The sequence below is a fragment of the Streptomyces sp. VNUA24 genome (genome assembly GCF_029167005.1).
GTDB classification, from domain to species: domain Bacteria; phylum Actinomycetota; class Actinomycetes; order Streptomycetales; family Streptomycetaceae; genus Streptomyces; species Streptomyces scabiei.
In genome coordinates this window covers 5,764,029-5,788,460 of the sequence record NZ_CP119143.1, presented here as the reverse complement: position 1 = coordinate 5,788,460, position 24,432 = coordinate 5,764,029, and the positions used below count along the sequence as shown (strand labels likewise).

General features: G+C 69.7%; 21 protein-coding genes and 1 tRNA gene. 13 read left to right on the top strand and 9 right to left on the bottom strand.

Annotated features, from left to right (window positions below):
- The first annotated feature begins 25 nt into the window (after positions 1–25).
- Positions 26–919, top strand: a complete 894-nt coding sequence (locus PYR72_RS24660; RefSeq protein ID WP_275457348.1) for a rhomboid family intramembrane serine protease — start codon at positions 26–28, stop codon at positions 917–919.
- A gap of 302 nt (positions 920–1,221) precedes the next feature.
- On the opposite strand, the gene crgA is transcribed toward PYR72_RS24660, so the two are convergent.
- Positions 1,222–1,476 (bottom strand): cell division protein CrgA, encoded by a 255-nt coding sequence (gene crgA / locus PYR72_RS24655; RefSeq protein WP_013002230.1) that lies wholly within the window; start codon positions 1,474–1,476, stop codon positions 1,222–1,224.
- Between the two features lie 142 nt (positions 1,477–1,618).
- On the opposite strand from crgA, the gene PYR72_RS24650 reads away from it, so the two are divergent.
- From PYR72_RS24650 to PYR72_RS24625, 6 genes are read left to right on the top strand one after another with little or no spacing between them, the layout of a single operon-like run.
- A complete protein-coding gene (locus tag PYR72_RS24650; protein ID WP_275457347.1) occupies positions 1,619–2,491 on the top strand; it encodes a DUF881 domain-containing protein in 873 nt (290 codons plus the stop codon).
- Positions 2,492–2,514: 23 nt separating this feature from the next.
- On the top strand, positions 2,515–3,201 hold the full coding sequence (locus tag PYR72_RS24645; protein WP_275457346.1) for a class E sortase: 687 nt from the start codon (positions 2,515–2,517) through the stop codon (positions 3,199–3,201).
- 53 nt (positions 3,202–3,254) lie between these two features.
- Positions 3,255–3,416 carry a hypothetical protein gene (locus tag PYR72_RS24640; RefSeq protein ID WP_020113582.1) on the top strand — a complete coding sequence of 54 codons (162 nt, stop codon included), beginning with the start codon at positions 3,255–3,257 and terminating at the stop codon, positions 3,414–3,416.
- Positions 3,413–4,063, top strand: a complete 651-nt coding sequence (locus PYR72_RS24635; protein ID WP_013002226.1) for an aminodeoxychorismate/anthranilate synthase component II — start codon at positions 3,413–3,415, stop codon at positions 4,061–4,063. The genes PYR72_RS24640 and PYR72_RS24635 overlap by 4 nt, the downstream gene beginning before the upstream one ends.
- A complete protein-coding gene (locus PYR72_RS24630) occupies positions 4,060–5,334 on the top strand; it encodes a class E sortase (RefSeq protein ID WP_275457345.1) in 1,275 nt (424 codons plus the stop codon). Before PYR72_RS24635 ends, PYR72_RS24630 begins: the two co-directional genes overlap by 4 nt.
- A 34-nt stretch (positions 5,335–5,368) precedes the next feature.
- Complete coding sequence (locus tag PYR72_RS24625) at positions 5,369–6,124, top strand: class E sortase (RefSeq protein ID WP_275460505.1); 756 nt, start codon at positions 5,369–5,371, stop codon at positions 6,122–6,124.
- 174 nt (positions 6,125–6,298) lie between these two features.
- Here the strand turns inward: PYR72_RS24625 and pknB are convergent, their stop codons facing one another.
- From pknB to PYR72_RS24595, 6 genes are all read right to left on the bottom strand, one after another.
- Positions 6,299–8,290, bottom strand: a complete 1,992-nt coding sequence (pknB, locus tag PYR72_RS24620; RefSeq protein WP_275457344.1) for a Stk1 family PASTA domain-containing Ser/Thr kinase — start codon at positions 8,288–8,290, stop codon at positions 6,299–6,301.
- A gap of 170 nt (positions 8,291–8,460) precedes the next feature.
- Positions 8,461–9,930 (bottom strand): penicillin-binding transpeptidase domain-containing protein, encoded by a 1,470-nt coding sequence (locus PYR72_RS24615; protein ID WP_275457343.1) that lies wholly within the window; start codon positions 9,928–9,930, stop codon positions 8,461–8,463.
- Positions 9,927–11,369 (bottom strand): FtsW/RodA/SpoVE family cell cycle protein, encoded by a 1,443-nt coding sequence (locus PYR72_RS24610; protein ID WP_275457342.1) that lies wholly within the window; start codon positions 11,367–11,369, stop codon positions 9,927–9,929. The genes PYR72_RS24615 and PYR72_RS24610 overlap by 4 nt, the downstream gene beginning before the upstream one ends.
- A 27-nt stretch (positions 11,370–11,396) precedes the next feature.
- Positions 11,397–12,926 (bottom strand): Stp1/IreP family PP2C-type Ser/Thr phosphatase, encoded by a 1,530-nt coding sequence (locus PYR72_RS24605; RefSeq protein WP_275457341.1) that lies wholly within the window; start codon positions 12,924–12,926, stop codon positions 11,397–11,399.
- 128 nt (positions 12,927–13,054) lie between these two features.
- Positions 13,055–13,579, bottom strand: coding sequence for an FHA domain-containing protein (locus tag PYR72_RS24600; protein WP_013002216.1), 525 nt, complete (start codon positions 13,577–13,579; stop codon positions 13,055–13,057).
- Positions 13,580–13,589: 10 nt separating this feature from the next.
- Positions 13,590–14,435, bottom strand: coding sequence for a DUF3662 and FHA domain-containing protein (locus tag PYR72_RS24595; RefSeq protein ID WP_275457340.1), 846 nt, complete (start codon positions 14,433–14,435; stop codon positions 13,590–13,592).
- A gap of 487 nt (positions 14,436–14,922) precedes the next feature.
- Between PYR72_RS24595 and PYR72_RS24590 the strand changes: the two genes are divergently transcribed.
- A tRNA-Leu gene (locus tag PYR72_RS24590) sits at positions 14,923–15,006 on the top strand.
- A 464-nt stretch (positions 15,007–15,470) separates the two neighbouring features.
- Entirely contained in the window at positions 15,471–18,281 is a 2,811-nt protein-coding gene (locus tag PYR72_RS24585) for a beta-L-arabinofuranosidase domain-containing protein (RefSeq protein ID WP_275457339.1), read from the top strand.
- A 62-nt stretch (positions 18,282–18,343) separates the two neighbouring features.
- Here the strand turns inward: PYR72_RS24585 and PYR72_RS24580 are convergent, their stop codons facing one another.
- The gene (locus tag PYR72_RS24580; protein WP_275457338.1) at positions 18,344–18,997 is read right to left on the bottom strand and encodes an NAD(P)H-dependent oxidoreductase; all 654 of its coding nucleotides are present in this window, start codon (positions 18,995–18,997) and stop codon (positions 18,344–18,346) included.
- 103 nt (positions 18,998–19,100) lie between these two features.
- Here PYR72_RS24580 and PYR72_RS24575 point away from each other — a divergent pair, with 103 nt between their 5' ends.
- From PYR72_RS24575 to PYR72_RS24560, 4 genes are all read left to right on the top strand, one after another.
- Complete coding sequence (locus tag PYR72_RS24575; protein ID WP_275457337.1) at positions 19,101–19,475, top strand: helix-turn-helix domain-containing protein; 375 nt, start codon at positions 19,101–19,103, stop codon at positions 19,473–19,475.
- 191 nt (positions 19,476–19,666) lie between these two features.
- A complete protein-coding gene (locus PYR72_RS24570; protein WP_275457336.1) occupies positions 19,667–21,121 on the top strand; it encodes a DUF2252 domain-containing protein in 1,455 nt (484 codons plus the stop codon).
- 135 nt (positions 21,122–21,256) lie between these two features.
- Positions 21,257–22,216, top strand: a complete 960-nt coding sequence (locus PYR72_RS24565; protein ID WP_275457335.1) for a J domain-containing protein — start codon at positions 21,257–21,259, stop codon at positions 22,214–22,216.
- A gap of 53 nt (positions 22,217–22,269) precedes the next feature.
- A complete protein-coding gene (locus PYR72_RS24560) occupies positions 22,270–22,599 on the top strand; it encodes a rhodanese-like domain-containing protein (RefSeq protein ID WP_013002209.1) in 330 nt (109 codons plus the stop codon).
- Positions 22,600–22,704: 105 nt separating this feature from the next.
- On the opposite strand, the gene PYR72_RS24555 is transcribed toward PYR72_RS24560, so the two are convergent.
- Positions 22,705–23,958 (bottom strand): acyl-CoA dehydrogenase family protein, encoded by a 1,254-nt coding sequence (locus PYR72_RS24555; RefSeq protein ID WP_275457334.1) that lies wholly within the window; start codon positions 23,956–23,958, stop codon positions 22,705–22,707.
- Positions 23,959–24,432: the final 474 nt, after the last annotated feature.

The window sequence follows — 24,432 nt, the reverse complement described above, 5'->3', positions numbered from 1 at the left end:
CCACACACGACACGGAGGGGACCCGATGGACCAGGTGCCGAGCAGCCCGCAGGACGCGCAGAGCCTGCCCACCTGCTACCGGCACCCGGATCGCGAGACGGGCATCCGCTGCACCCGCTGTGAGCGCCCCATCTGCCCGGAGTGCATGGTGAGCGCGTCCGTGGGCTTCCAGTGCCCCGAATGCGTCCGCGGCGGCTCCGGCACGGGCCACGCACCCTCCGCCTCCGTCCCGCGCACCCTCGCGGGCGGCACGATCGCCGCCGATCCCCGGCTCCTCACCAAGATCCTGATCGGCGTGAACCTGCTGCTCTTCCTGGTGCAGCAGGTTCTGGGCGATGCCTTCACCGACCGGTTCGACCTCATCGGGCGGGCCTGGGTCCCGGAACTGGGCACCTCGCTCCAGGGCGTCGCCGAAGGGCAGTGGTACCGGCTGGTGACGTCGATGTTTCTGCACGGCAGCGTCACCCACATCCTGTTCAACATGCTCAGCCTGTGGTGGATCGGCGGCCCCCTGGAGGCGGCTCTCGGCCGGGCCCGCTATCTGACCCTCTACTTCGCCTCGGGCCTCGCGGGCAGCGCGCTCACCTATCTGCTCGCGGCGCCGAACCAGCCGTCGCTCGGTGCGTCCGGCGCCATCTTCGGCCTCTTCGGTGCGACAGGCGTGCTGATGCGCCGCCTCCGGTACGACATGCGGCCGTTGATCATCCTGCTGGTGATCAACCTGATCTTCACCTTCAGCCCGATGTTCAACATCGCCTGGGAGGCCCACGTGGGCGGCCTCGTGGGCGGTGTGCTGATCGGCTACGCGATGGTGCACGCACCGCGCGAGCGGCGCGCCCTGATCCAGTACGGCATGTGCGCCCTGGTCCTCGCCGCCGTGGTGATCATGACGGTGATCCGGACGGCACAGCTGACCTGAGGTGATGGCACACCGTCACCGTTTCGGGGCCTCTTCGGCACTGTCCGGCACCGTTGTCCACAGAACGTGGCGGATCTTGTGCATAGGGTGCGGACACAGGTGCGCCCCCTGCTGCTCACCTGCGTTCTCGCAGGTCAGGCAAGGTGCGAACGCGCTTGCGGATGCCGGTAGGTCAGTCATACCGGCGTCAACGTCCAGTGAGTTATCCACAGATCGTCGTTCTTTTTCCCCACTGTGGAAAACGCCTGTGGATAACTCGGTGGATAGCTCTGGGGAGAGCTACTTCCGCCGGGCGGAGACCGCTACTTCCACTGGGTGGAGACGCCGAATCCCGCGGCGATGAAGCCGAAGCCGACCACGATGTTCCAGTTGCCGAGAGCGTCGATCGGCAACGAGCCGTCGGTCACGTAGAAGACCACGATCCAGGCCAGCCCGATGAGGAACATGGCCAGCATGACCGGAGCCACCCAGCCCCGGCTGTTCAGCTTGATGTTCGTGGCCTGCTTGGACGGCGGCGGCGTGTAGTCGGCCTTCTTGCGGATACGTGACTTCGGCACGAGGGTCTCTCCTGTCGATGCGCTGCGTGGCCGCGCAGGGAACTGTGGCGGGCTCCGGGGCAGAGTACAAGGGGACGCGGAATGCTCCCCCGGGCGTCCGTTAGCGTAGTGCTTCCGTGGCGCCTAAGGAGATAAGGGTACGTTGAGCAATTCGGCCGACTCCCCCGAGGCCGGTTCCGGCACCTCCCCGGAGGCCGGTTCCGGCACCTCCCCGGAGGCCGGCTCCGGCGGCTCCACCGGGACGGGCCCCGCCCCCGCCGACCGGAGCGAGGACAGCTCGTCCCGCGGAGGCATCCGCCCCGTGCGGGTGCTCACCGTGGGCGTCTTCGCCCTCGCCGGGCTGATCTTCTTCACCAGCTTCGACACCGCCAAGGGCACCAACATCCGCACCGACGCCTCGTTGCTGAAACTCTCCGACCTGATCCAGGAGCGCAGCCACAAGAACGGGCAGCTCGACGAGACCAACGCGGTGCTCCGGGACGACGTCGAGGCCCTCGCCGAGCGGGACGACGGCAGCACCGAGGCCGAGGACGCCCGGCTCAAGGCCCTGGAGAAGAACGCCGGCACCCAGAAGCTCAGGGGCGAGGCCCTCACGGTCACCCTGAACGACGCCCCGCCGAACGCCACCGCCAAGCTCCCCGGCTATCCCGAGCCGCAGCCCGACTATCTGGTCATCCACCAGCAGGACCTGCAGGCCGTGGTGAACGCCCTGTGGCTCGGCGGCGCCGAGGGCATCAAGGTCATGGACCAGCGGCTGATCTCCACCAGCGCCGTCCGCTGCGTCGGCAACACCCTGATCCTCCAGGGCCGCGTCTACTCACCGCCGTACAAGATCCAGGCGGTCGGTGACCCGGAGAAGCTGCGGAAGGCACTCGCCGAGAGCAAGGCGATCCAGAACTACATGGTGTACGTCAACGTCTACGGGCTGGGCTGGAAAGTCACCGACAACGGGCCGGTGACTCTGCCCGGGTACTCGGGCACAGTGGATCTGAAGTACGCGAAGCCCGTGGAGTGACGGCAGCCGGGGGGCCTGTATCGGTGCGCGTGATCGTGAGGACCGTCAGCGAACTCTGCATCACCGTCGGCACCCTGATCGTGCTGTTCGTCGTCTACGTGCTCTTCTGGACGGGCGTGAAGGCCGATACCGAGATGGACCACCAGGTCGACCTGCTCCGGGACAGATGGGCCAAGCAGCCCGCGGGGCCGGCGTCCGGCCAGGGCGCCCCGACCGCTCCGCAGCGGCCCGCCCCGTACCGGGACGCCGAGCCCTTCGCCCTCATGTACATCCCCCGCCTCGGTTCCACGTGGAACAAGCCCGTCCTGGAGGGCACGAAGACGGACACTCTCAAGAAAGGGCTCGGGCACTACGCGAACACCACGCAGCTGGGACAGAAGGGGAACTTCGCGGTCGCCGGCCATCGCCGCACCTACGGTGATCCCTTCAAAGATTTTCCCAAGCTGCGCCCCGGCGACGCGGTCGTCCTGTCCGACGGCGCCGACTGGTTCACGTACGTCATCGACAAGGGGCCCTATCGGACATTGCCCACGGATGTCCAGGTCATCGACCCCCTGCCGCGGAAGTCCGGGTACACGCGCGCGGGGCGCTATCTGACACTGACGACGTGCGACCCGGAGTGGGGGCACAGCCACCGGCTCGTCGTCTGGGGCCATCTGGAATCCATCCAGCCCGTGGAGTCAGGGAAACCGGAGGCTCTCCGCCGTTAGTCTGGTGGCGGTACGGCGTGATTCCGGTGCCGTGGTGTGAAGGAAGGGACGGCATGTACGGCTGGATCTGGCGGCATCTGCCGGGCAACGCGTGGCTGAAGGCCCTGATCTCCCTCGTACTGACCCTGGCCGTCGTCTATGTCCTCTTCCAGTACGTCTTTCCCTGGGCGGAGCCCCTGCTCCCCTTCAACGATGTGACGGTGAACGACCAGTGACTGCCGCCCGACCCGCCCGGGTCCTCGTCGTCGACAACTACGACAGCTTCGTCTTCAACCTGGTCCAGTACCTCTACCAGCTCGGCGCCCAGTGCGAGGTGCTGCGCAACGACGAGGTGGCGACCGCCCACGCCCAGGACGGCTTCGACGGCGTCCTGCTGTCCCCCGGGCCGGGCACCCCCGAGGAAGCCGGCGTCTGCGTCGACATGGTCCGTCACTGCGCGGCGACCGGCGTCCCGGTCTTCGGCGTCTGCCTCGGCATGCAGTCCATGCAGGTGGCGTACGGCGGCGTCGTGAACCGTGCTCCCGAACTGCTGCACGGCAAGACCTCGCTGGTGGAGCACGAGGGCGAGGGCGTCTTCGCGGGCCTGCCCACCCCCTTCACGGCGACCCGGTACCACTCCCTGGCCGCCGAGCCGACGACCGTACCGGCCGAGCTGCGGGTCACGGCGCGCACCCACGACGGGATCATCATGGGCCTCAGGCACCGCGAGCTGCCCGTCGAGGGCGTGCAGTTCCACCCCGAATCGGTGCTCACCGAGCACGGCCACCGCATGCTCGCCAACTGGCTGGCGGAGTGCGGCGACCAAGGGGCCGTGGCGCGGTCGACGGGGCTCGCCCCCGTGGTGGGCAGGGCCACGGCGTGACGGCACTGCGCCCCGAGCGCGAGAGTGCCCCCTACGGCGGCGAGGCCGCGTACGGGGGCGCCGAGGCGTTCGAGGCGGAGACCTTCGAGCCCGGGACGCCCTTCCGCGACCCGGCCGAGCCCCAGCAGTGGGCCGCCCCGCAGGCATCTCCCTACGCCCAGGGCGACTGGCACGGACAGCAGCCCTACACCGAGCCCGCGTTCGGGTCCTACGAGACCTACGGGCAACGCCCCCAGGCCCCGTACGAGGGCCGTCCCCCGGCCTCGTACGACCTCTACGCGGCGGCGGGCGTCCAGGCGGGCCTGCCCGCGGACACGGCCCAGGAACACCCTCCGATCGACGAGGAGACCGTGGCGCTCCGGGTGGAGGAAGCGCGACGGGCGGCGGCGCTGGCCGAGTCCATACCCCCCTCCGCCGTCATGGCGGGCCGTGCGGCCCGCCGTAAGGCCGCCAGACGGCACGGGAGGCACGGAGGCTCCCCGGCGGCCCACGCGGCCTCCAGGGCCGCTCAGGGGCCCGATCAGCCCTTAGGTGCGGCCCCGCCGGCGTCGGCGCCGCTGTCCCGGATCGAGGCGCGGCGGGCGGCGCGGGCGCAGAAGCCCAGCGTGGGGGTGATCGCGAGCCGCGTGATCGGCGAGGTGTTCATCACCACCGGTGTGGTGATGCTGCTCTTCGTCACCTACCAGTTGTGGTGGTCGAACATCCGGGCCCACCAGCAGGCGGGCCGGGAGGCGACGAGCCTCCAGGAGGAGTGGAAGAGCGGGAAGCGCGCGCCGGGAGCGTTCGAGCCGGGGCAGGGCTTCGCCATCCTGCACATCCCGAAGCTGGACGTCGTCGTGCCGATCGCCGAGGGCATCAGCAAGTCGAAGGTCCTGGACCGCGGGATGGTCGGCCACTACGACGCCAACAGCATCAAGACGGCCATGCCCGAGGACAAGACGGGCAACTTCGGCGTCGCCGGCCACCGCAACACCCATGGTGAACCGTTCCGCTACATCAACCGGCTGAAGCCGGGCGACCCGATCGTCGTGGAGACGCAGGACACGTACTACGTCTACGACATGTCCTCGATCCTGCCGGTGACACCACCGTCGAACGTCAGTGTCCTCAACGCCGTGCCCCCGGGCTCCGGTTTCACGAAGCCCGGCCGCTACATCACCCTGACCACGTGCACGCCGGAGTTCACGAGCAAGTACCGCATGATCGTGTGGGGCAAGATGGTGGAGGAACGGCCGCGCAGCGAGGGGAAGCCCGACGCGCTCGTCCAGTAGGGGCTCGACCGAGGGCGGAAGAAGAACTGTGGCAGTGACCACCGACGGCACCGAAGAGAAGACGAGCGACACCGAAAAGAAGACGGGCGCGCCCGAGGTCGCTGCACGGCGCCGCCGGATGAGCCGGCTCGCCATGGCGGTCAGTGTCTTCGGTGAACTCCTCATCACGGCGGGCCTGGTGCTCGGGCTGTTCGTCGTCTACTCGCTGTGGTGGACGAACGTCCTCGCCGATCGCGAGGCGGACAAGGAAGCGGGCAAGGTCCGCGACAACTGGGCCGCCGACAGCGGTCCGGGTGCCCTGGACACCAAGGACGGCATCGGCTTCCTGCACGTGCCCGCCATGAACAACGGCGAGGTCCTGGTGAAGAAGGGCACCTCCGCCAAGATCCTCAACGGTGGCGTCGCCGGCTACTACACCGACCCGGTCAAGGCGACCCTTCCCAGCTCGGACAAGGACGGCAACTTCACCCTCGCCGCCCACCGGGACGGCCACGGCGCGAAGTTCCACAACATCGACAAGCTCGGCAAGGGCGACTCGATCGTCTTCGAGACCCGCGACAACTGGTACGTCTACAAGGTCTACGACACCCTCACCGAGACCTCGAAGTACAACGTCAAGGTGCTGTCGAACATCCCCAAGGAGTCCGGCAGGAAGAAGGCCGGCAAGTACATCACCCTCACCACCTGCACGCCCGTCTACACGTCCCGGTACCGGTACATCGTCTGGGGCGAGCTGGAGCGCGTGGAGCGGGTGAACGCGGAGCGCACGCTGCCGAAGGAACTGCGGTAGCCGTCGCGCCCCCTGGCTGGGTGCCGTCGCGTCCCTGGCTGCGGGGTGGATGTTTCACGTGAAACATCCGGTTTCACGTGAAACATCGCGACAACGACAGAGTCCCGGAACAACGACAGAGTCCCGGTCCCCTCTCGGGGGACCGGGACTCTGTCGTTGCAGGAGCCGGTGGCGCTATCCGAAGAAGCCGCCGCCGTCGCCCCCGCCATTGTTGTTGTTGCCGTTGTTCCCGCCGAAGCCGACCGACGCCAGGGTGATCGTCGTCTGCGTCGGGTCGGCGTCGTTGCCGCCGTCCGGATCCTGGTCGGTGACCAGTGCGGTGTCGCTCTGGTCGCTGCCGTTCGCGAACTGGATATTGGTGAAGCCGGCCGCCTGCAGGATCTGCTTGGCCTGGCCCACGGTCCGTCCCACGACGTTCGGGACCTTGGACTCCGGCTTCTCCTCCTCGGCCTTCTTGCCGATCTGGATGGTGACCGTGTCGCCCTTGTTCAGCTCGGAACCCGCCTCGGGGCTGGTGGCGACGACCTTGCCGACGAGACCGTCGTCGTCGGTCTCGACCTCGGTGCAGGTGCCGACGAGGTTGTTGGCCGCCATCTGGTTCTTGGCGGCTTCACAGCTCTGCCGGGCCACGTCCGGGACGGTTTCCTTGTCCGGGGCCTTGGCCACCGTCAGCGTGACCGTGGAGCCCTTCTCGATCTTCCCGTCTTCCGGGTCCTGCTTGATGACGATGCCGGCCGTGCGGTCGGACTCCTCGGTCTCCTTCTCGACCTTGAAGCCCTTGCGCTCGAGTTCGGACTTGGCCTCGTTGAACGGCACGCCCTTGACGTCGGGGACCGCGACCTTCGGGGCACCCGTCGAGATCGTCAGGGCGATGGTGTCGCCCTTCTTGACCTTGACGTCGGCCTTCGGGTTCTGGGCGCAGACGTTTCCGGTCTTCTCCGTCTCGCACTCGGCCTTGGTGGTCGTCACGTTGAGGTCGACGTTCTCGGCCGACGCTCTCGCCTCCGCCTCCGTCTGTCCGACGAAGTTCGGTGCCTTGAGGGTGTCGTTGCCCGCGTCGTTCCCGGAGAACATCCACTGCCCGATGAGGACCGCGCCGATCAGCACCAGGACACCCGCGACGACCAGGAGGATCGTCGAGGTGTTGTTCTTCTTCTGCTGGCGGCGGCGGCCCTGGCGGTCGTCGTAACCGCCGTAGCCGTCGTCCGGACCGACCGGGGGCAGCATCGTCGTGGCGCCGGCGTCGGAGCGCAGAGCGGTGGTCGGCTGGTCGTCGGGGTAGCCGCCGTAGCCGACCGAGCCCATCGCCGCCGTGGCCGCGACGGGCTGGCCGTCGAGGCAGGCCTCGATGTCGGCGCGCATCTCGTCGGCGGACTGGTAGCGGTAGTCCGGGTCCTTGACCAGGGCACGCAGAACGATGGCGTCCATCTCCGGCGTGATCTCCGGGTCGAAGACGCTCGGCGGCTGGGGCTCCTCCCGCACGTGCTGATAGGCGACCGCCACGGGGGAGTCACCGATGAACGGCGGGCGGACCGTCAGCAGCTCGTAGAGCAGACAGCCCGTCGAGTACAGGTCGGAGCGGGCGTCCACCTGCTCGCCCTTGGCCTGCTCGGGGGAGAGGTACTGGGCGGTGCCGATGACGGCGGACGTCTGCGTCATCGTCATGCCGGAGTCGCCCATGGCACGGGCGATGCCGAAGTCCATGACCTTGACCTGGCCGTTGCGCGTCAGCATGACGTTGGCCGGCTTGATGTCGCGGTGGACGATCTGGTTGCGGTGGGCGTACTCCAGGCCCTGGAGGATGCCGATGGTCATCTCCATGGCCCGCTCCGGCAGCAGCTTGCGGCCGCTGTGGAGAAGCTCACGGAGAGTGGAACCCTCGACGTACTCCATGACGATGTACGGGATCGAGACCCCGTCGATGTAGTCCTCGCCCGTGTCGTAGACCGCCACGATCGCGGGGTGGTTGAGCGAGGCGGCCGACTGGGCCTCCCGGCGGAACCTGGCCTGGAAGGTGGGGTCGCGCGCGAGGTCCGCTCGCAGCGTCTTCACCGCCACGGTGCGGCCGAGGCGGGTGTCCATCGCGAGGTAGACCTCCGCCATGCCACCACGGCCGAGCACCTGGCCCAGCTCGTACCGGCCGCCGAGGCGACGCGGCTCTTCCATAGCTTCCTACCAGCCCTCTCCGTCGGATCCCGACCGCACCGATGTGTGGTCCGGCGGCTGTGCTCCGGGCATACGGTACCCGGCTCGCCTTCTGTGACCTGGCCAACCGCGTCACCCGATACAGGACCGGTATCGCAACGTGCACCGATGTGAAGGTGACGTGAGCGGGGTCACTTCTTGCTGTTGATCACTGCCTGCATCACGCTCTTCGCGATCGGGGCGGCCAGACCGCCACCGGAGATGTCACCGCGATCGGCCGCGCCGTCCTCGACGACCACGGCCACGGCGACCGGCGAGCTGCCGTCGCTGAGCTTGGCGTAGGAGATGAACCAGGCGTACGGCTTCTCCTTGTTGTTCACGCCGTGCTGCGCGGTTCCGGTCTTGCCGCCGACGGTGACGCCGCCGCCGATCTTCGCCTTGCCGCCGGTGCCCTGCGGGTCGTTGACGACGGTCTCCATCATGTCCTGGAGCTTCTGGGCGGTCTCCGAGGAGATCGGCTGGGACAGCGTCTCGGGGTCGTGCGTCTCGATGACGTCGAGGTTGGAGGCGCGCAGCTGGTCGACCATGTACGGCTTCATCAGCTCGCCGTCGTTGGCGACGGCGGAGGCGACCATGGCCATCTGCAGCGGGGTGGCGCGGTTGGAGGCCTGTCCGATGCCGTCCATGGCGTTCTGCGGCTCGTTGTCCTCGGGGTAGACGCTCTCGGCGGCGCGCACCGGGACGTCCAGTTCGGCCTCGTTGAAGCCGAACTTGGAGGCCTGCTCCCGCATGCCCTCGTTGCCGACGTTGTCCGACATCTTCGCGAAGACGGTGTTGCAGGAGACCATCAGCGCATAGCGCAGGCTGGCGTTCTTGCACTCGCCGTGCTCGTTGGTGAGGTCGGTGCTCGTACCAGGCAGCTGGTACGGGTCGGGGGTCTTCGTCTTGTCGTCGATACCCGAGACGATGCCCTTCTCCAGCGCCGCGGCGGCCGTGACGACCTTGAACGTGGAGCCCGGCGGGTAGGTCTCGCGCAGCGCGCGGTTCAGCATCGGCTTGTCGGCGTCCTTCTCCAGCTTCGAGAAGGTCTCGCCGTCCTTGTTGCTGATGCCGGCGAAGCTCGACGGGTCGTACGACGGCGTGGAGGCCAGGGCGAGGATCGCGCCGGTCTTGGGGTCGAGTGCGACGACCGCACCCTTCTTGTCGCCGAGGCCGTTGAAAGCGGCTTTCTGCGCGGCGGCATTCAGCGTGGTGACGACGCTGCCGCCCTCCTTCTTCCTGCCGGTGATCATGTCCAGCGTGTTCCGGAAGAACAGCCGGTCGTCGTTGCCGGTGAGGATGCCGTCCTCGAGGCTCTCCAGCTGGTTCGCGCCGACGATCTGTGAGGAGTAGCCGGTGACCGGCGCCCACATCTCGCCGTTCTTCCAGGTGCGCTTGTACTTGTAGTCCGTCCCCTTGGTGGTCGCCGATCCGGTGATGGCTTTGCCGTCGACGATGATGTTGCCCCGCGGGGTGGCATAGCGTTCGATGGCCACCCGCCGGTTCTTGGTGTCCGTCTTCAAGGAGTCGGCCTTGACGTACTGGATCCAGTTGTCGCGGATGAGCAGGGCGAGCACGAGGAGCCCGCAGAAGATCGCGATCCGGCGCAGGGGTTTATTCACGGTCGGACCACCTGGGTCATCTCGGCGTCGGGGTTCGGGGCGGGGGCTGGCGCGGGGCGGCGCGCGGTGTCACTGATACGCAGCAGGATGCCGATCAGCGCCCAGTTGGCGATGACGGAGGAACCGCCGTAGGCCAGGAAGGGCAGGGTCATACCGGTCAGCGGGATCAGGCCCATGACGCCGCCTGCAACGACGAAGACCTGCAGACCGAAGGCGCCGGACAGGCCGATGGCGAGCAGCTTGCCGAAGGGGTCGCGAGCGGCGAGGGCGGTGCGGATGCCGCGTTCGATGATCAGCCCGTAGAGCAGCAGGATCGCCATGACCCCGGCCAGGCCCAGTTCCTCGCCGAAGGTGGCGAGGATGAAGTCGGAGTTGGCCGCGAAGCCGATGAGGTCTGAGTTGCCCTGGCCGAGGCCGGTACCGAGGGTGCCGCCGGAGCCGAATGCCCACAGGGCCTGCATGGCCTGCTCGGAGTGGATTCCCTCCGCACCGGATTGGCTCAGGGTGTATTCGCGCATGGGGTCGAGCCAGGCCTGCACGCGCTGCTGGACGTGTGACTCGAACGAGGCCACACCCACCGCGCCGACCGCGGACATCAGCAGACCGAAGACGATCCAGCTGGTGCGCTCGGTGGCGACGTACAGCATGATCACGAACATGCCGAAGAACAGCAGAGATGTACCGAGGTCGGTCTCGAAGACCAGGATCAGGATGGAAATGACCCACACGACGATGATCGGGCCGAGGTCGCGTCCGCGCGGGAGATAGAGGCCCATGAAGCGGCGGCTGGCGAGGGCCAGCGCGTCACGCTTCACCATGAGATAGCCGGCGAAGAAGATCGCGAGGATGATCTTCGCGAACTCGCCGGGCTGGATGGTGCCGAGGCCGGGGATCGAGATCCAGATCTTGGCGCCGAACGTCTCGGCCCCGAGACCAGGTACGAGCGGCAGCATCAGAAGCACGAGGGCCGCTGCCATGGAGATGTACGTGTAGCGCTGCAGGACGCGGTGGTCCTTGAGAAGGATCAGCACGGCGATGAACAGGGCGACACCGATCGCGGAGTTCAGCAGCTGCCGGGGCGAGGCCTCGAAGTACTCGCTGCGCAGTTGCAGTCGCGCTGACTGGTCCAGGCGCCAGATCACCACCAGCCCCAGCCCGTTCAGCAGCGTGGCCAGCGGCAGCAGCAGCGGGTCCGCGTAGGCGGCAAACTTGCGTACGACGAGATGGCCGATGCTGGCCAGCACGCCGAGACCAAGGCCGTAGCCCAGCAGGCCGGTGGGTACCTGGTCGTTGATCGCCAGACCCGCGTTGGCGTAGGCGAACACCGGGATGACGACCGCGAACGCCAGCAGGGCCAGCTCGGTGTTGCGTCGGCTGGGGGTGCCGATCGCGCCGATCGTGGACGTGTGCTGCGTCGACGGGTTGGTAGTACTGCTCATCGTGTGACTGGGCCCCTCGCGGCTTGCCTACTGCTCACCGCACCGTGAGACCAGTTCCTGCTCCTCCTCCGAGAGGCTGGGGCCGGTCGACGGTGTGGGTGCGGTCTGGGACGGGGTCGGGGACGCCGAGCCTGTCGGCGTCGGGGTCGGTGTGGCCTTGGACGTGAGAGAGGTCTTCGTGGTTCCCGTGACCCCGCCGGCCTCGCCCTCGCCGGTCTTGGCGTTGTTGTCCGCCGCCTCGCGGCGCTCGGCGTTCTTCTTGCACGCCGACGCCTGGGTGGACAGCTCCGTGATCTTCTTCTCGGCGTCTCCCAGACCACCCTCGGCGATCGTGGCCTCGACCAGCTTCTGCTGGTAGGGCGGGAGGTACTTGAGTTCGATCTCGGGGTGGTCCTTCTGCACCTTCGAGAGCGAGATCCAGGCCAGGTCCTGGCTGATGCCCCGGTACAGCGCCACGTGGTCGTCGTTGGCGCCGACGTAGTACTGCGTCTGGGTCCAGCGGTAACCGCCGTACATCCCCCCGCCGACGACGGCGAGGGCGAGGACGCCGAAGAAGGATCTCTTCAGCCACCTGCGCTTCTTGCGGGGCTTGACGAAGTCGTCGTCCGAGTAGTCGTCGAAGCTGCCCGCGGCCGGCATGTACCCGGTGGCGTCGCCGGAGCCGGGCGGGCCGAACTCGCCGCCGCCCTGTCCGTGGCCCTGGCGGCCGAGGCCGGAGGCGCGGCCGGCCGGGGTCTGCATGATGCCGTTGTCCTGCAGGTGGAGCTGGTTCTCGGCGACCGCGCCGACCACGACCGGGGTGTCGGAGAGCTGCCCGGCGAGGGTGTCCCCGGTGTCGAGGTCGAGGACGTCGGCGATGATGACCGTGATGTTGTCCGGGCCGCCGCCGCGCAGCGCGAGCTGGATCAGCTCCTGCACGGTCTCCTGCGGGCCCTGGTAGCTGGCGAGGGTGTCCTCCATCGTCTGGTGGGACACGACGCCGGACAGTCCGTCGGAGCAGATCAGGTACCGGTCCCCGGCGCGGACCTCACGGATGGAGAGGTCGGGCTCGACGTGGTCGCCGCTGCCCAGGGCGCGCATCAGCAGAGAGCGCTGCGGGTGGGTGGTGGCCTCCTCCTCGGTGATGCGGCCCTCGTCGACCAGACGCTGCACCCAGGTGTGGTCCTGGGTGATCTGGGTGAGGACGCCGTCCCTGAGGAGGTAGGCGCGGGAGTCGCCGACATGCACGAGGCCGAGTCGCTGACCGGTCCACAGCAGGGCGGTGAGCGTGGTGCCCATGCCCTCCAGCTGGGGGTCCTCCTCGACCATGGCGCGCAGCTGGTCGTTGGCGCGCTGCACGGCGGTGCCGAGCGAGGTGAGGATGTCGGAGCCCGGGATGTCGTCGTCGAGCGTGACGAGGGTGGAGATCACCTCGGAGGAGGCGACCTCACCGGCCGCCTGGCCGCCCATGCCGTCGGCGATCGCGAGCAGCCGGGGACCGGCGTAGCCCGAGTCCTCGTTGCCCTCGCGGATCATGCCTTTGTGCGATCCGGCGGCGAAGCGCAGTGACAGACTCATGCGCACCTCGCCCGTCGGCTCCGGGTACATCCGCACGGTGCCCACCCTCCGGTCGGGAGCGCGCCGGGGCCCCTGGTGGGGGACTCCGCTGCGTGCTCGCTCCGCTCGCGCCTATTCATGATGTAGCACTACTTCCGCAGCTCGATGACGGTCTTGCCGATGCGGATCGGCGCGCCGAGCGGAATCGGCGTGGGGGTCGTCAGTCGGTTCCGGTCGAGATACGTGCCGTTGGTGGACCCCAGGTCCTCGACGATCCACTGGCCGTCGCGGTCCGGGTAGATCCGGGCGTGCCGGCTGGAGGCGTAGTCGTCGTCCAGCACGATCGTGGAGTCGTGCGCGCGGCCCAGGGTGATGGTCTGGCCCTGCAGCGCCACGGTGGTGCCCGTCAGCGTGCCCTCGCTGACGACGAGTTTGGTCGGGGCGTTGCGCCCGCGGCGGCCGCCGCCGCCGGTAGCGGCCGCGGGCTGCTGGCCGCGCTGCTGCGGAGGCGCGGCCTGACGGGCGGCCGCCTGCGGCCGCTCCCGGCGCGACCCCCGCTGGGTGACGCGCGTACCGAACAGGTCGCTGCGGATGACCTGCACGGCCACGATCACGAACAGCCACAGTACGGCCAGGAAACCCAGCCGCATGACCGTGAGGGTCAGCTCTGACATTGCCCCCGCTTCACCCTTCGGCTTGCCGGTAAATGATGGTGCTGCTGCCCACGACGATCCGCGAGCCGTCGCGGAGCGTAGCGCGGGTGGTGTGCTGCCCGTCCACCACGATGCCGTTGGTGGATCCGAGATCCTGGATCGTCGAGGGCGTTCCGGTCCGGATCTCGCAGTGCCGGCGGGAGACGCCGGGGTCGTCGATCCGCACGTCGGCTTCGGTGCTGCGTCCCAGCACCAGCGTCGGGCGGGAGATCTGATGGCGGGTGCCGTTGATCTCGATCCAGTAGCGCGTGCGTCCGCCGGCCGCCGGAGCGCCGGGCGGTCGCTGGCCGAACGGGGCACCGCCGGGGCGGCCACCGCCCGGGGGCGGCGCGGCCGGCATGGGCGGGGCGCCCGCGGGAGCCGCGGCGGGCGGGTAGCCGTAGCCGCCGGGGCGGCCGGCGGCCGGGCTGGCCGGGGCGCCGGAGGGCGCCTGCTGGTCCGTGGATCCGGCGAGCGTACGGCTGCGCACCCGGTACAGACCGGTGTCGAGATCGTCGGCCTTCTCCAGATGGACCTTGATGGGGCCCATGAAGGTGTAGCGCTGCTGCTTGGCGTAGTCGCGCACCATGCCGGCGAGCTCGTCGCCGAGCTGGCCGGAGTAGGGGCTGAGGCGCTCGAAGTCGGGTGTGCTCAGCTCCACGATGAAGTCGTTGGGGACGACCGTGCGGTCGCGGTTCCAGATGGTCGCGTTGTTGTCGCACTCCCGCTGGAGCGCTCCCGCGATCTCCACGGGCTGGACCTCGGACTTGAACACCTTGGCGAAGGTGCCGTTGACCAGACCTTCGAGACGTTGCTCGAACTTCTTCAGGACTCCCATGGGGCACCTCCTCCGTCGTCACCGCTCTGCGTACCGTGTCGGTACTGCTTACTGATCGTATCCACGCGCCGGGAAATCGGCTGGTTCCCCCGGTCGGCCCGGTCGACCGGTGTCATCCGGTGCCGGTGCCCACTGAGGTCCCCCTGCCGGATTCCCGCCGGAGCTCCTCTTCGAACTACCTCGTCCGAACTCTGCCAAGGATCGTAGAGGCGGTGCGGGACCAGTGTCCCGCACCGGACTGTGCGCCCCGTCCCTCTCCTGTGGAGATGGCCGGGACCGGTACGAGGTTGATACGTGAACCAGCACTCGTTGATACGTGGCCCGAGGGCCCGTGTGTTCGGTCCGTGCTGGTGGTTCCCGTCGCGTCGCCGTGCGGCGGGGCCGGCGGTGAACAAGTGATGTGAAGCCACCCTCTCCAGCGTGCTAATCTTCTGCATGTCGGAAGGCGCCGACACCGCAAGGAACGGGGCCTGAGGACACACCCAATGCGCGGGTGGCGGAATAGGCAGACGCGCTGGATTCAGGTTCCAGTGCCCGCAAGGGCGTGGGGGTTCAACTCCCCCCTCGCGCACAGCGAAGCGGTCCCATCGTAGTCACGATGGGACCGCTTCTTTTTGTGTGCCCGCGACCTGCTCGACGGTGTCGAATGAACCGAGCCGCGGCCCTGAAGTGTGAGGAGTCTCTCAGGGGCGCTGGGTAAGGGCTTTCGTCTTTTGGGGGCGCGGAACGTCGTGGGGGCGTGCCGGGCCCTCTGTGCGCGGTGCGGGTGGCGTCCGAGTCAGCCTCATGTGAATCGTCGTACATGGGGACACGAGCGATGTTTCACGTGAAACGGCGCAACGGGGCCGGAGGGCCGCGTCGGCGGCGGCGACCTCCGGGTGGCGACTCCGGGCGGCGGTCCTGCGAAACCCGTCACCACCGTTGACGCCCGTCGGTCACCCACCTATCTTCTGGTCGGCAATTCGCACAACGTTCGTATTTTCGAACGGATTTCGCTTTCTCTGACCCCCCGCATCTGCCAGAGACGAGGCGCACATGGCACCGCCGCTCTCCCGCCGTTTCCTCCTCCAGTCCGCGTTGCTCACCGCGGCCGCACCCGCGGTCTCCTTCGCGGCGGGGAGCGGCGGTGCGGTCGCCGCCACGGTCCCGACACCTTCCGCCTGGTCGGTGCGGCCGTTCGAACTGAAGGACGTGTCGCTCGGCCCGGGCCTGTTCGCCGAGAAGCGCCGGCTGATGCTCGACCACGGCCGCGGCTATGACGTCGACCGTCTGTTGCAGGTGTTCCGGGCGAACGCGGGCCTGTCCACCAAGGGCGCGGTCGCGCCGGGCGGCTGGGAGGGACTGGACGGCGAGGCCAACGGCAACCTCCGCGGCCACTACACCGGGCACTTCCTGACGATGCTCGCCCAGGCCTATGCCGGCACCGGGGACACGGTCTACTCCGACAGGATCCGCTACATGATCGGAGCCCTGGCCGAGGTGCGCGAGGCGCTGCGCACCGGTCCGCGCATGCTCGCCGTGACCGGCAGGTTCGGCACCGCGCAGGAGAACGTCCGGGGCTCCTACCAGTACGTCGACCTGCCGAACAGCGTGCTCGGCGGTGCCTCCGCGATCACTGTGTCGGCCTGGGTGAAGCCCACGCACCACGGCGACTGGGCGCGGATCTTCGACTTCGGTGACAACACCACCCGTTATCTGTATCTGGCGGCGCGCAACGCGAGCGGTGTCCCCCGCTTCGCCGTCACGACCAACGGGCCGGGCGGGGAGCAGGGGCTCAACGGCACCGCCGCCCTGCCGCTCGACCGGTGGAGCCACCTCGCGGTGACGATCGGCGGCGGCACCGGCACGCTCTACGTCGACGGCACGGCCGTCGCGCGGAACACCTCGATGTCCCTCACCCCGGCGGCCCTCGGCGCCCTGGCGAACAACTGGCTCGGCCGGTCCAACTTCCGGACCGATCCGGTCTTCGTGGGGGCGTTCGACGAGTTCAACGTCTGGTCCCGGGTGCTGACGGCCGCCGAGATCACCTCGCTCCAGGGCAGCCGGGCCCCGGACTCGGCGGCGGGCCGGGGCGACCTGGCCTCGTACGACTTCTCCGAGACCGGCGGCGGTACCTTCGCGGACGGGTCCGGGCGTGGCCTGACCGCCACCCTGCGCCGCACCTGGGGCGCGCCCAGCCACGACGGGTTCCTGGCGGCGTACCCGGAGACGCAGTTCATCGAGCTGGAGTCGATGACCAGCGGCGACTACACGCGCGTGTGGGCGCCGTACTACACCGCGCACAAGATCCTGCGGGGTCTGCTGGACGCCTACCTCCACGTCGATGACGCGCGGGCGCTCGACCTGGCGTCGGGCCTGTGCGACTGGATGTACTCCAGGCTGTCGAAACTGCCGGACGCCACTCTGCAGCGCATGTGGGGCATCTTCTCCAGCGGGGAGTACGGGGGCCTGGTCGAGGCGATCGTCGACCTGTACGCGATCACCGGCAAGGCGGACCATCTCGCCCTGGCCAGGCTGTTCGACCTGGACAAGCTCATCGACGCCTGCGCCGCGAACACGGACACGCTCGACGGTCTGCACGCCAACCAGCACATCCCGATCTTCACCGGTCTCGTCCGGCTGTACGACGTCACGGGCGAGGCCCGCTACCTGAGCGCCGCGAAGAACTTCTGGGACATGGTGATCCCCCAGCGGATGTACGGGATCGGCGGCACCAGCACGGCGGAGTTCTGGAAGGCGCGCGGGGCCGTCGCCGGGACGATCAGCGACACCAACGCCGAGACCTGCTGCGCCTACAACCTGCTCAAGCTGAGCCGGAGCCTGTTCTTCCACGAGCAGGACCCCAAGTACATGGACTACTACGAGCGGGCGCTGCTCAACCAGGTCCTCGGGTCCAAGCAGGACAAGGCCGACGCCGAGAAGCCCCTGGTCACGTACTTCATCGGGCTGAAGCCCGGGCACGTGCGCGACTACACCCCCAAGCAGGGCACCACCTGCTGCGAGGGCACGGGCATGGAGAGCGCGACCAAGTACCAGGACTCCGTGTACTTCGCCCGGGCCGACGGCAGCGCGCTGTACGTCAATCTGTACAGCGCCGCGACGCTGGACTGGTCCGTGAAGGGGGTGACCATCGCCCAGAGCACGGACTACCCCCGGGAGCAGGGCACCACGATCACCGTCGGAGGCGGCGGCGCGGCCTTCGCGATGCGGCTGCGGGTGCCGTCCTGGGCGACCGCGGGCTTCCGGGTGACCGTCAATGGCAGTGTGGTGGACGGCACGCCGGACCCGGGGAGCTACTTCACGATCCCCTCCCGCACCTGGGACGACGGGGACGTCGTACGGGTGTCGATCCCGTTCCGCCTGCGGACGGAGAAGGCCCTCGACGACCCGTCGCTCCAGACGCTGTTCTACGGGCCGGTCAACCTGGTCGGCAGGAACAGCGCCACGAGCCATCTGCAGGTCGGGCTGTACCGCAACGCCGGGCTCTCCGGGGACCTGCTGCCCTCCCTCACCGCGGTGAGGGAGAAGCCGCTGCACTACACACTGGACGGCACCGAGTTCGCCCCCTTCCACGAAGGGAGCGAGGACCCGACCCACGCCTACGTCAGGCGGGCGGAACCCAAGGTGGTCCTCGGCGGCACGGACTCGGGCGTCGCCAACCCGGCGAAGCCCGACGGCACGACCCTGCTCGACGAGATCTGGGCCGGTGCGCCGTTCGCCGACAAGGGCGCGCTGGTGGCGCGGGTGCAGTCGACCGTCACCTCCTTGGTGTCGGCCGGGCTGCTGAGCCAGGCCGACGGGCAGCGGGTGGTGACCACCGCGCGGAACGCGACCTACGCGGCCTGACGGCACGGGCGGCCGCTCCCGGGGACGGGGGCGGCCGCCCCGCGCGTGCCGGCGCGCGTGTACTACGCGGCGAGCCGCGCGGCCAGGTTCTTGGCCTTGACGACCGCGTCGTCGAAGGCCTTCGCGCGGGACGCCTCCGCGAGGGGGATCAGCTCGCTCATCGCGGGGTTGTGCGGGGCCATCGTGAGCTCCGGGACGATGAAGTCGACCTCCAGCCCGAGGGTTTCGGACAGGACCGCCGTCAGGTAGTTCTGCACGTACTCCAGGGGTTCGCGCGGGGTGCCCGGAGCGTAGGAACCGCCACGGCTGGCGACGACCGTGACCGGGGTGCCCTTGGTCTTCGAGTCCTCGGTCATGGCGGTGCGGCCGATGAGGACGACGTTGTCCAGCCACGCCTTGAGGGTCGACGGGATCGAGAAGTTGTACATGGGGGCGCCGATCAGGACCGCGTCCGCCTGCTCCAGCTCCTCGATGAGCTTCTCCCGCTCGGCGAAGGCCGCGGCCTGCTCGGGGGTGTGTGTGGCCGGGTCGGCGAAACCGGCGGTGTGCGCGGCGGCGCCGATGTGCGGAACGGGATCGGCGTGCAGGTCGCGATAGACGACCGTGCCGTCCGGATGCTGGTCCTGCCATGCCGTGCGGAAGGCCTCCGTCACCGCACGCGATGACGAGGCGCCGACGGGAAACACGGACGAGTCCAGGTGCAGCAGCGTGGCCATGGGGAACTCCAGAAGAAGTGGCTTCGTTTTCGTCCTCAGCTATGGATAACACAGTCACTTACTTTTTTTCATCCTCGAACTCCGGACCAGTACTCTTGTTCTCATGGCGGAGCAGCAGGGCATCCATGGCGCCGGGCCGTGCCAGCAGGTCGACGAAGGCATCACCCGTGTGTTCGCCCTGCTCGGAAAACGCTGGACGGGGCTGATCGTGGCCGTCCTGATGCCGCACCCCGCGCACTTCGTCGACCTGCGCAGGGCCATTCCCGGCATCAGCGAGCGGATGCTCTCCGACCGGCTCACCGAACTCGGCGCGGCCGGGCTGGTGGTGCGCGAGGTCGACGACGGCCCGCCCCTGCGTGTCACGTACCGGCTGACCGAGGCCGGGGCGGCCCTGGATCCGGCGCTGCGGGAACTCAGGAACTGGTCCCAGAGCCATCTGTCCCCGAGCTGGCCCTGCGCGGGGGCGGAACGGACCTAGGCCGGACCGCCCGGGCAGCGGGCCAGACCTGGGCCGGACCGCCCGGCAGCGGGTGGGGCACTCGGGTTTCCGCTGGTGCGGGCGGGTGGGACGCCGAGTTTTCCACAGGCTCTGACGCGTTTCGGCCACCGGCTGTAACGTCAGCACGAGTTGATGTTCGCGTGTGGACGTGTACGGGGGAGGCGGTCGTGATGACCGAGGCCGGGACGACGGCAGGGGCAGTGCCGGGGGCCGACGCGGGGGCGGCGTCGCCGTCGGCCGCCGCACGGGTGCCGGGAGTGGCGGGGTTCGCCCGGTGGCCCTCGGTGGGGTCGCCCAAGGACGAGGGCAAGGCGCTGCGCACGCGGGTGCCCCGCAGCGCGCACGCCGACCTGACGCTCACCACCGACCGGCCGGACGCGGTGTCCGCGGTGGAGGAGTCCAACCGCGGCCGGATCGCCGGTCTCACCCCGATAAGGGTGGGCAGGATGGCGGCCACCCCCTTCGCGTTCCTGCGCGGCTCCGCGGGCCTCATGGCGTACGACCTCGCCCGCACGCCCATGACCGGCATCGGCGCCCAGCTCTGCGGCGACGCCCACGCGGCCAACTTCGGTCTGTACGGGGACGCCCGCGGCGGTCTGGTCATGGACCTCAACGACTTCGACGAGACCGTGCACGGCCCCTGGGAGTGGGACCTCAAGCGCCTCGCCGCCTCCCTGGTGCTCGCCGGCCGTGAGGCGGGCGCCGACGAGGACACCTGCCGCAAGGCGGCGTACGACGCGACGGGTGCCTACCGGCGCACGATGCGGCTGCTCGCCAAGCTCCCGGCGCTCGACGCGTGGAATGCCATCGCCGACGAGGAACTGGTCTCGCACACCGACGCGCATGACCTGCTGGGCACGCTGGAGCGGGTCTCGGAGAAGGCGCGCGCCAACACCAGCGGACGCTTCGCGGCCAAGGCGACCCGGGCGGTGGAGGGCGGCGGCCGCCACTTCGTGGACGCCCCGCCGGTGCTGCGCCGCGTGCAGGACGAGGAGGCGGTCGCCGTGGCCACGTCCTTGGAGCAGTACCTGACCACGCTGTCGGAGGACCGCCATCCGCTGCTGGCCCGGTACGCGGTGCACGACGTGGCGTTCCGGGTGGTCGGCACCGGCAGTGTGGGCACCCGCTCGTACGTCGTGCTGCTCCTGGACCACCGGGGGGAGCCGCTCGTCCTCCAGGTGAAGGAGGCCCGCCCCTCGGCGCTGGAGCCGCACCTGGCCACGGCCGGTTTCGAGGTGCCGGAGGTGGACCACGAGGGCCGTCGGGTGGTCTGCGGCCAGAAGCGCATGCAGGTCGTCAGCGACATGCTGCTGGGCTGGACGACGGTCGACGGACTGCCCTTCCAGGTGCGCCAGTTCCGCAACCGCAAGGGCAGTGTCGACCCCGCCGCCCTGGCCGCCGACCAGGTCGACGACTACGGCCGTATGACCGGCGCCCTTCTCGCCCGCGCCCACGCCCACAGCGCCGACCCCCGCCTCATCTCCGGCTACTGCGGCAAGAAGGACGAACTGGACGAGGCCGTGGCCACGTTCGCCGTGACCTACGCGGACAGAACGGAGGCGGACCACGCGGACCTGGTGACGGCGGTGCGGGCGGGACGGGTCGCGGCCGAGATGGGGGTCTGAGGGGCGGCCGACGAGGGGTCTTCGGGCACCCCGGGCCACGGAGACCGAGCGGCTGGACGGCCTGGGGCCGTCCCTCCGCCACCGGTCTCCGGCGGCTTTCGCCAGGGGTCGGAACCGTGGCCTAGGCTGGGCCGGGTGACGACCCCGGAAGCCGAGCAGACACCGTCCGAGCGCCCCACCGAGCCCGGGCGGCCCGATGAGGCCACCGAGCCCGTCGAGGGCGCGGCACCGACCGAGGGCACCGAGGCAACGGCGTCCGCCGGGAGCGTGCCCTCCGCCGGGGACGAGGCGTCCGCCGGGAGCGGTGGCTCGGGGCGGCCCGAGGAGCGGCTGGAGCGGGCCGTGCGGGCGGCCGAGCAGGCGCTGATCGAGTACGAGATCGCCGTCGAGACCTTCCGGGTCGAGGTGGAGAACTTCTCCCGGCTGCACCACCAGAAGCTCGGCCCCGTGTACGCGCGGCTCGACGAGCTGGACGCCCGGATCGCGGAGGCGAAGGCCGCGCGTACCGGCGACCCCGAGGACCTGCGCAAGGCCCAGGAGGCCCGGGCCCGGGTCATGCCCATGCCGGGTGTGGAGGAGCTGTTCCACGGCTGGATGGACTCGGAGGGCATCTTCCCCGAGGCCGCGGCCATGCTCACCGATCAGCCCGTACGCTCCCCGGAGCGGGTGCGCCCGAGCGACGAGGCTCGCCGGCTCTACCGGGAGCTGGTCCGCAAGGCCCACCCGGATCTGGCCCAGGACGACAAGGAGCGGGCGCGGCGGGACGAGTTCATCGCCCGTGTGAACGCGGCGTACGGGCGCGGTGACGAGGTGCTGTTGCGGGAGCTGTCCGAGGAGTGGGCGGCCGGGCCCGTGCCGGAGGAGCGCAGGCCGAGCCGGGCCGAGGAGCTGTACGCCCGGCTCGAATGGCTCGCCCAGCGCAAGGAGATGCTCTCCCTCGTCGCCCGGGAGCTGGAGGAGGGGGCCATCGGGTCGATGCTCCGCCTCGCGCCGCAGGACCCCGACCGGCTGCTCGACGAGATCGCCGACCAGTTGCTGGCGGAGGTCGAACAGCGGGAGAGCGAGCTGGCGGGGCTGCTCGCCCGGGACGAGTAACCCGGGGCCGGGCCTGGTCGGGTAGCGTCGTACGCATGCATCTCGGAGCTGGTGTGCCCACGGTCGAGGTCGGAGACCTCAAGGACGACGACTTCCTGCTGGACGTGCGGGAGGACGACGAATGGCAGGCGGGTCACGCCGAAGGGGCACTGCACGTCCCCATCAGTGAGTTCGTGGCGCGCTACGGCGAGGTGACCGAGGCGGCTCCGCAGGACGGCAGGGTCCATGTGATCTGCCGCTCGGGCGGTCGTTCGGCGCAGGTCACCATGTATCTCGTCCAGCAGGGCATCGACGCCGTGAACGTGGACGGCGGTATGCAGCTCTGGGCGGCCGCGGGCCGTCCGGTGGTGGACGGCAAGGGCGGGGCGGGGTTCGTTCTGTAGGGAACCCGTTCCCCCGGATGCCGGCGCCGGGGAAGGCGGCGGCGCCGTGTGCGGATGGGGCGCGCGGAGGAGTGTGCGCGCCCCGGGGCGTGGCATGAGCGGTACTCAGCCCAGCGGATGCGCCGCCAGAAGGTCGCCCAGCGCCTCTTCGTGGGCCGCCGCGGGACCGAGCGAGAGCTCCAGGTGCTTGGCCCAGGCGTGGTAGCGGTGCAGGGGGTAATCGACGTCCGCGCCGAAGCCCCCGTGCAGATGCTGCGCGGTCTGCACGACCCGTCGTACGCCCTCCGCGGCCCAGATCTTGGCCACCGCGACGTCCCCGGCGGCGGGCAGCGCGCCTGATGCTCCGGAGGTGATCCGCCAGGCGGCCTGCCACAGCGTCGCCTCCATCGCGCGCAGGTCGATGAAGCGGTCGGCTGCCTGCACGGCGACGGCTTGGAACGTGGCGATCGGGAAGCCGAACTGTTCGCGTTTTCCGGCGTATTCGCCGGTCATGCCGAGGACGGCCTCGCCCAGGCCGAGCGCCAGCGCGCACGTCCCGGTGGTCAGCAGCTCCCGCAGCCGTTCCCACGCCCCCTCCGCGTCGATGACGTCCCGCGCGGGGATCCGGACGGACTCCAGGCGCAGTTCCGCCAGCCGTTCGCCGTGGGTGGCGATCTGCTCGGCGAGCGTCACCCCCGCGTGGGCGCGGGGGACGAGGGCGAGCACGGTGCGGCCGCCGACGGCGGACGGGCCTTTGCCGGTCTCGTGGGCGGTCCTGTCGGAGACCTCGTCCGGGGTCTCGCCCGAGGTTCCGTCCGAGGTCCCGTCGGCGGAGAGGCCGATGAGCGACTCCGGCGAGGGCGTCGCCGGGACGACGACGAAGTCCGCCTGCTGCGCCCAGGGCACCGCCGTCTGCACGCCGTCCAGGATCCAGGAGCCATCGGGGTCCCGCCGTGCGGTCACGGCGAGCTCGGCGGGGTCGTGACCGGTCAGGCCGTGCGCGGCGACGGTGAGGACGGCCTCGCCGCGGCCGACGCGGGCGAGCAGATCCGCCTTCAGCTCCTCGCTCCCGTGTGCCTGCACGGTGACGGCGGCGGCACTGCTCTCCAGCAGCGGCCCCCTGGCCAGCACCTTCGCCGACTCGCGGAGCACCAGGCAGAGCGCGACGGGATCGAGACCCGACCCGCCGTACGCGGGGTCGAGCAACAGGCTGAGGAGATCGGCGTCGGCGAGCTTCGCCCACAGGGCCCGGTCGAAGTCGTCGGCCACGGCTCCCGGTACGAGCGACGGACTCGGCACGCCGTCCGGTGCGACCCCGGCGAACACCGCCCTCGCCGCCTCGGCCGCCGCCTGCTGCTCCTCGGTGAAGGTGAAGTCCACGGTTCCGCCCTTCCGTGTCGCCGATGACAGGGCGTCAAGATAGAACAGGTTCTAGAAGAGGGGAATGGCATGGGGCCGGGGGATGGTCACGCCTCGGGCGCGGTACGCACCGCGCCGTAAGGTGTCCCCCGCTGTGGATAACCTCGGGGTGCCGTGCGAGCGGTGTGACGATGTGACTGTTGTGACCATCGGGGTGTGCCGGACGGGTGCGGCTGAGTAAGTTCCGGTGGGGAAGTGGACCGGGTCGTGGAATCGGGGAGCGGGGCGCAATGGACGCGAACGACGAGGTCTCGAACGCCCGGCGGGGGCCGGACGAGCCCGAGGGCTCCGACTCCGCGAGCGACAAGGGGCCGCGTGTCCCGCGGGATACGCGGGAGGCTCCGGACCCTGAGCCGTCCAGCGCCGCGGAGCCTGCCCCGCGGCCGGCCGCGGACCCTGCCCCACCGTCGGCCGCGGACCCTGCCCCACCGTCGG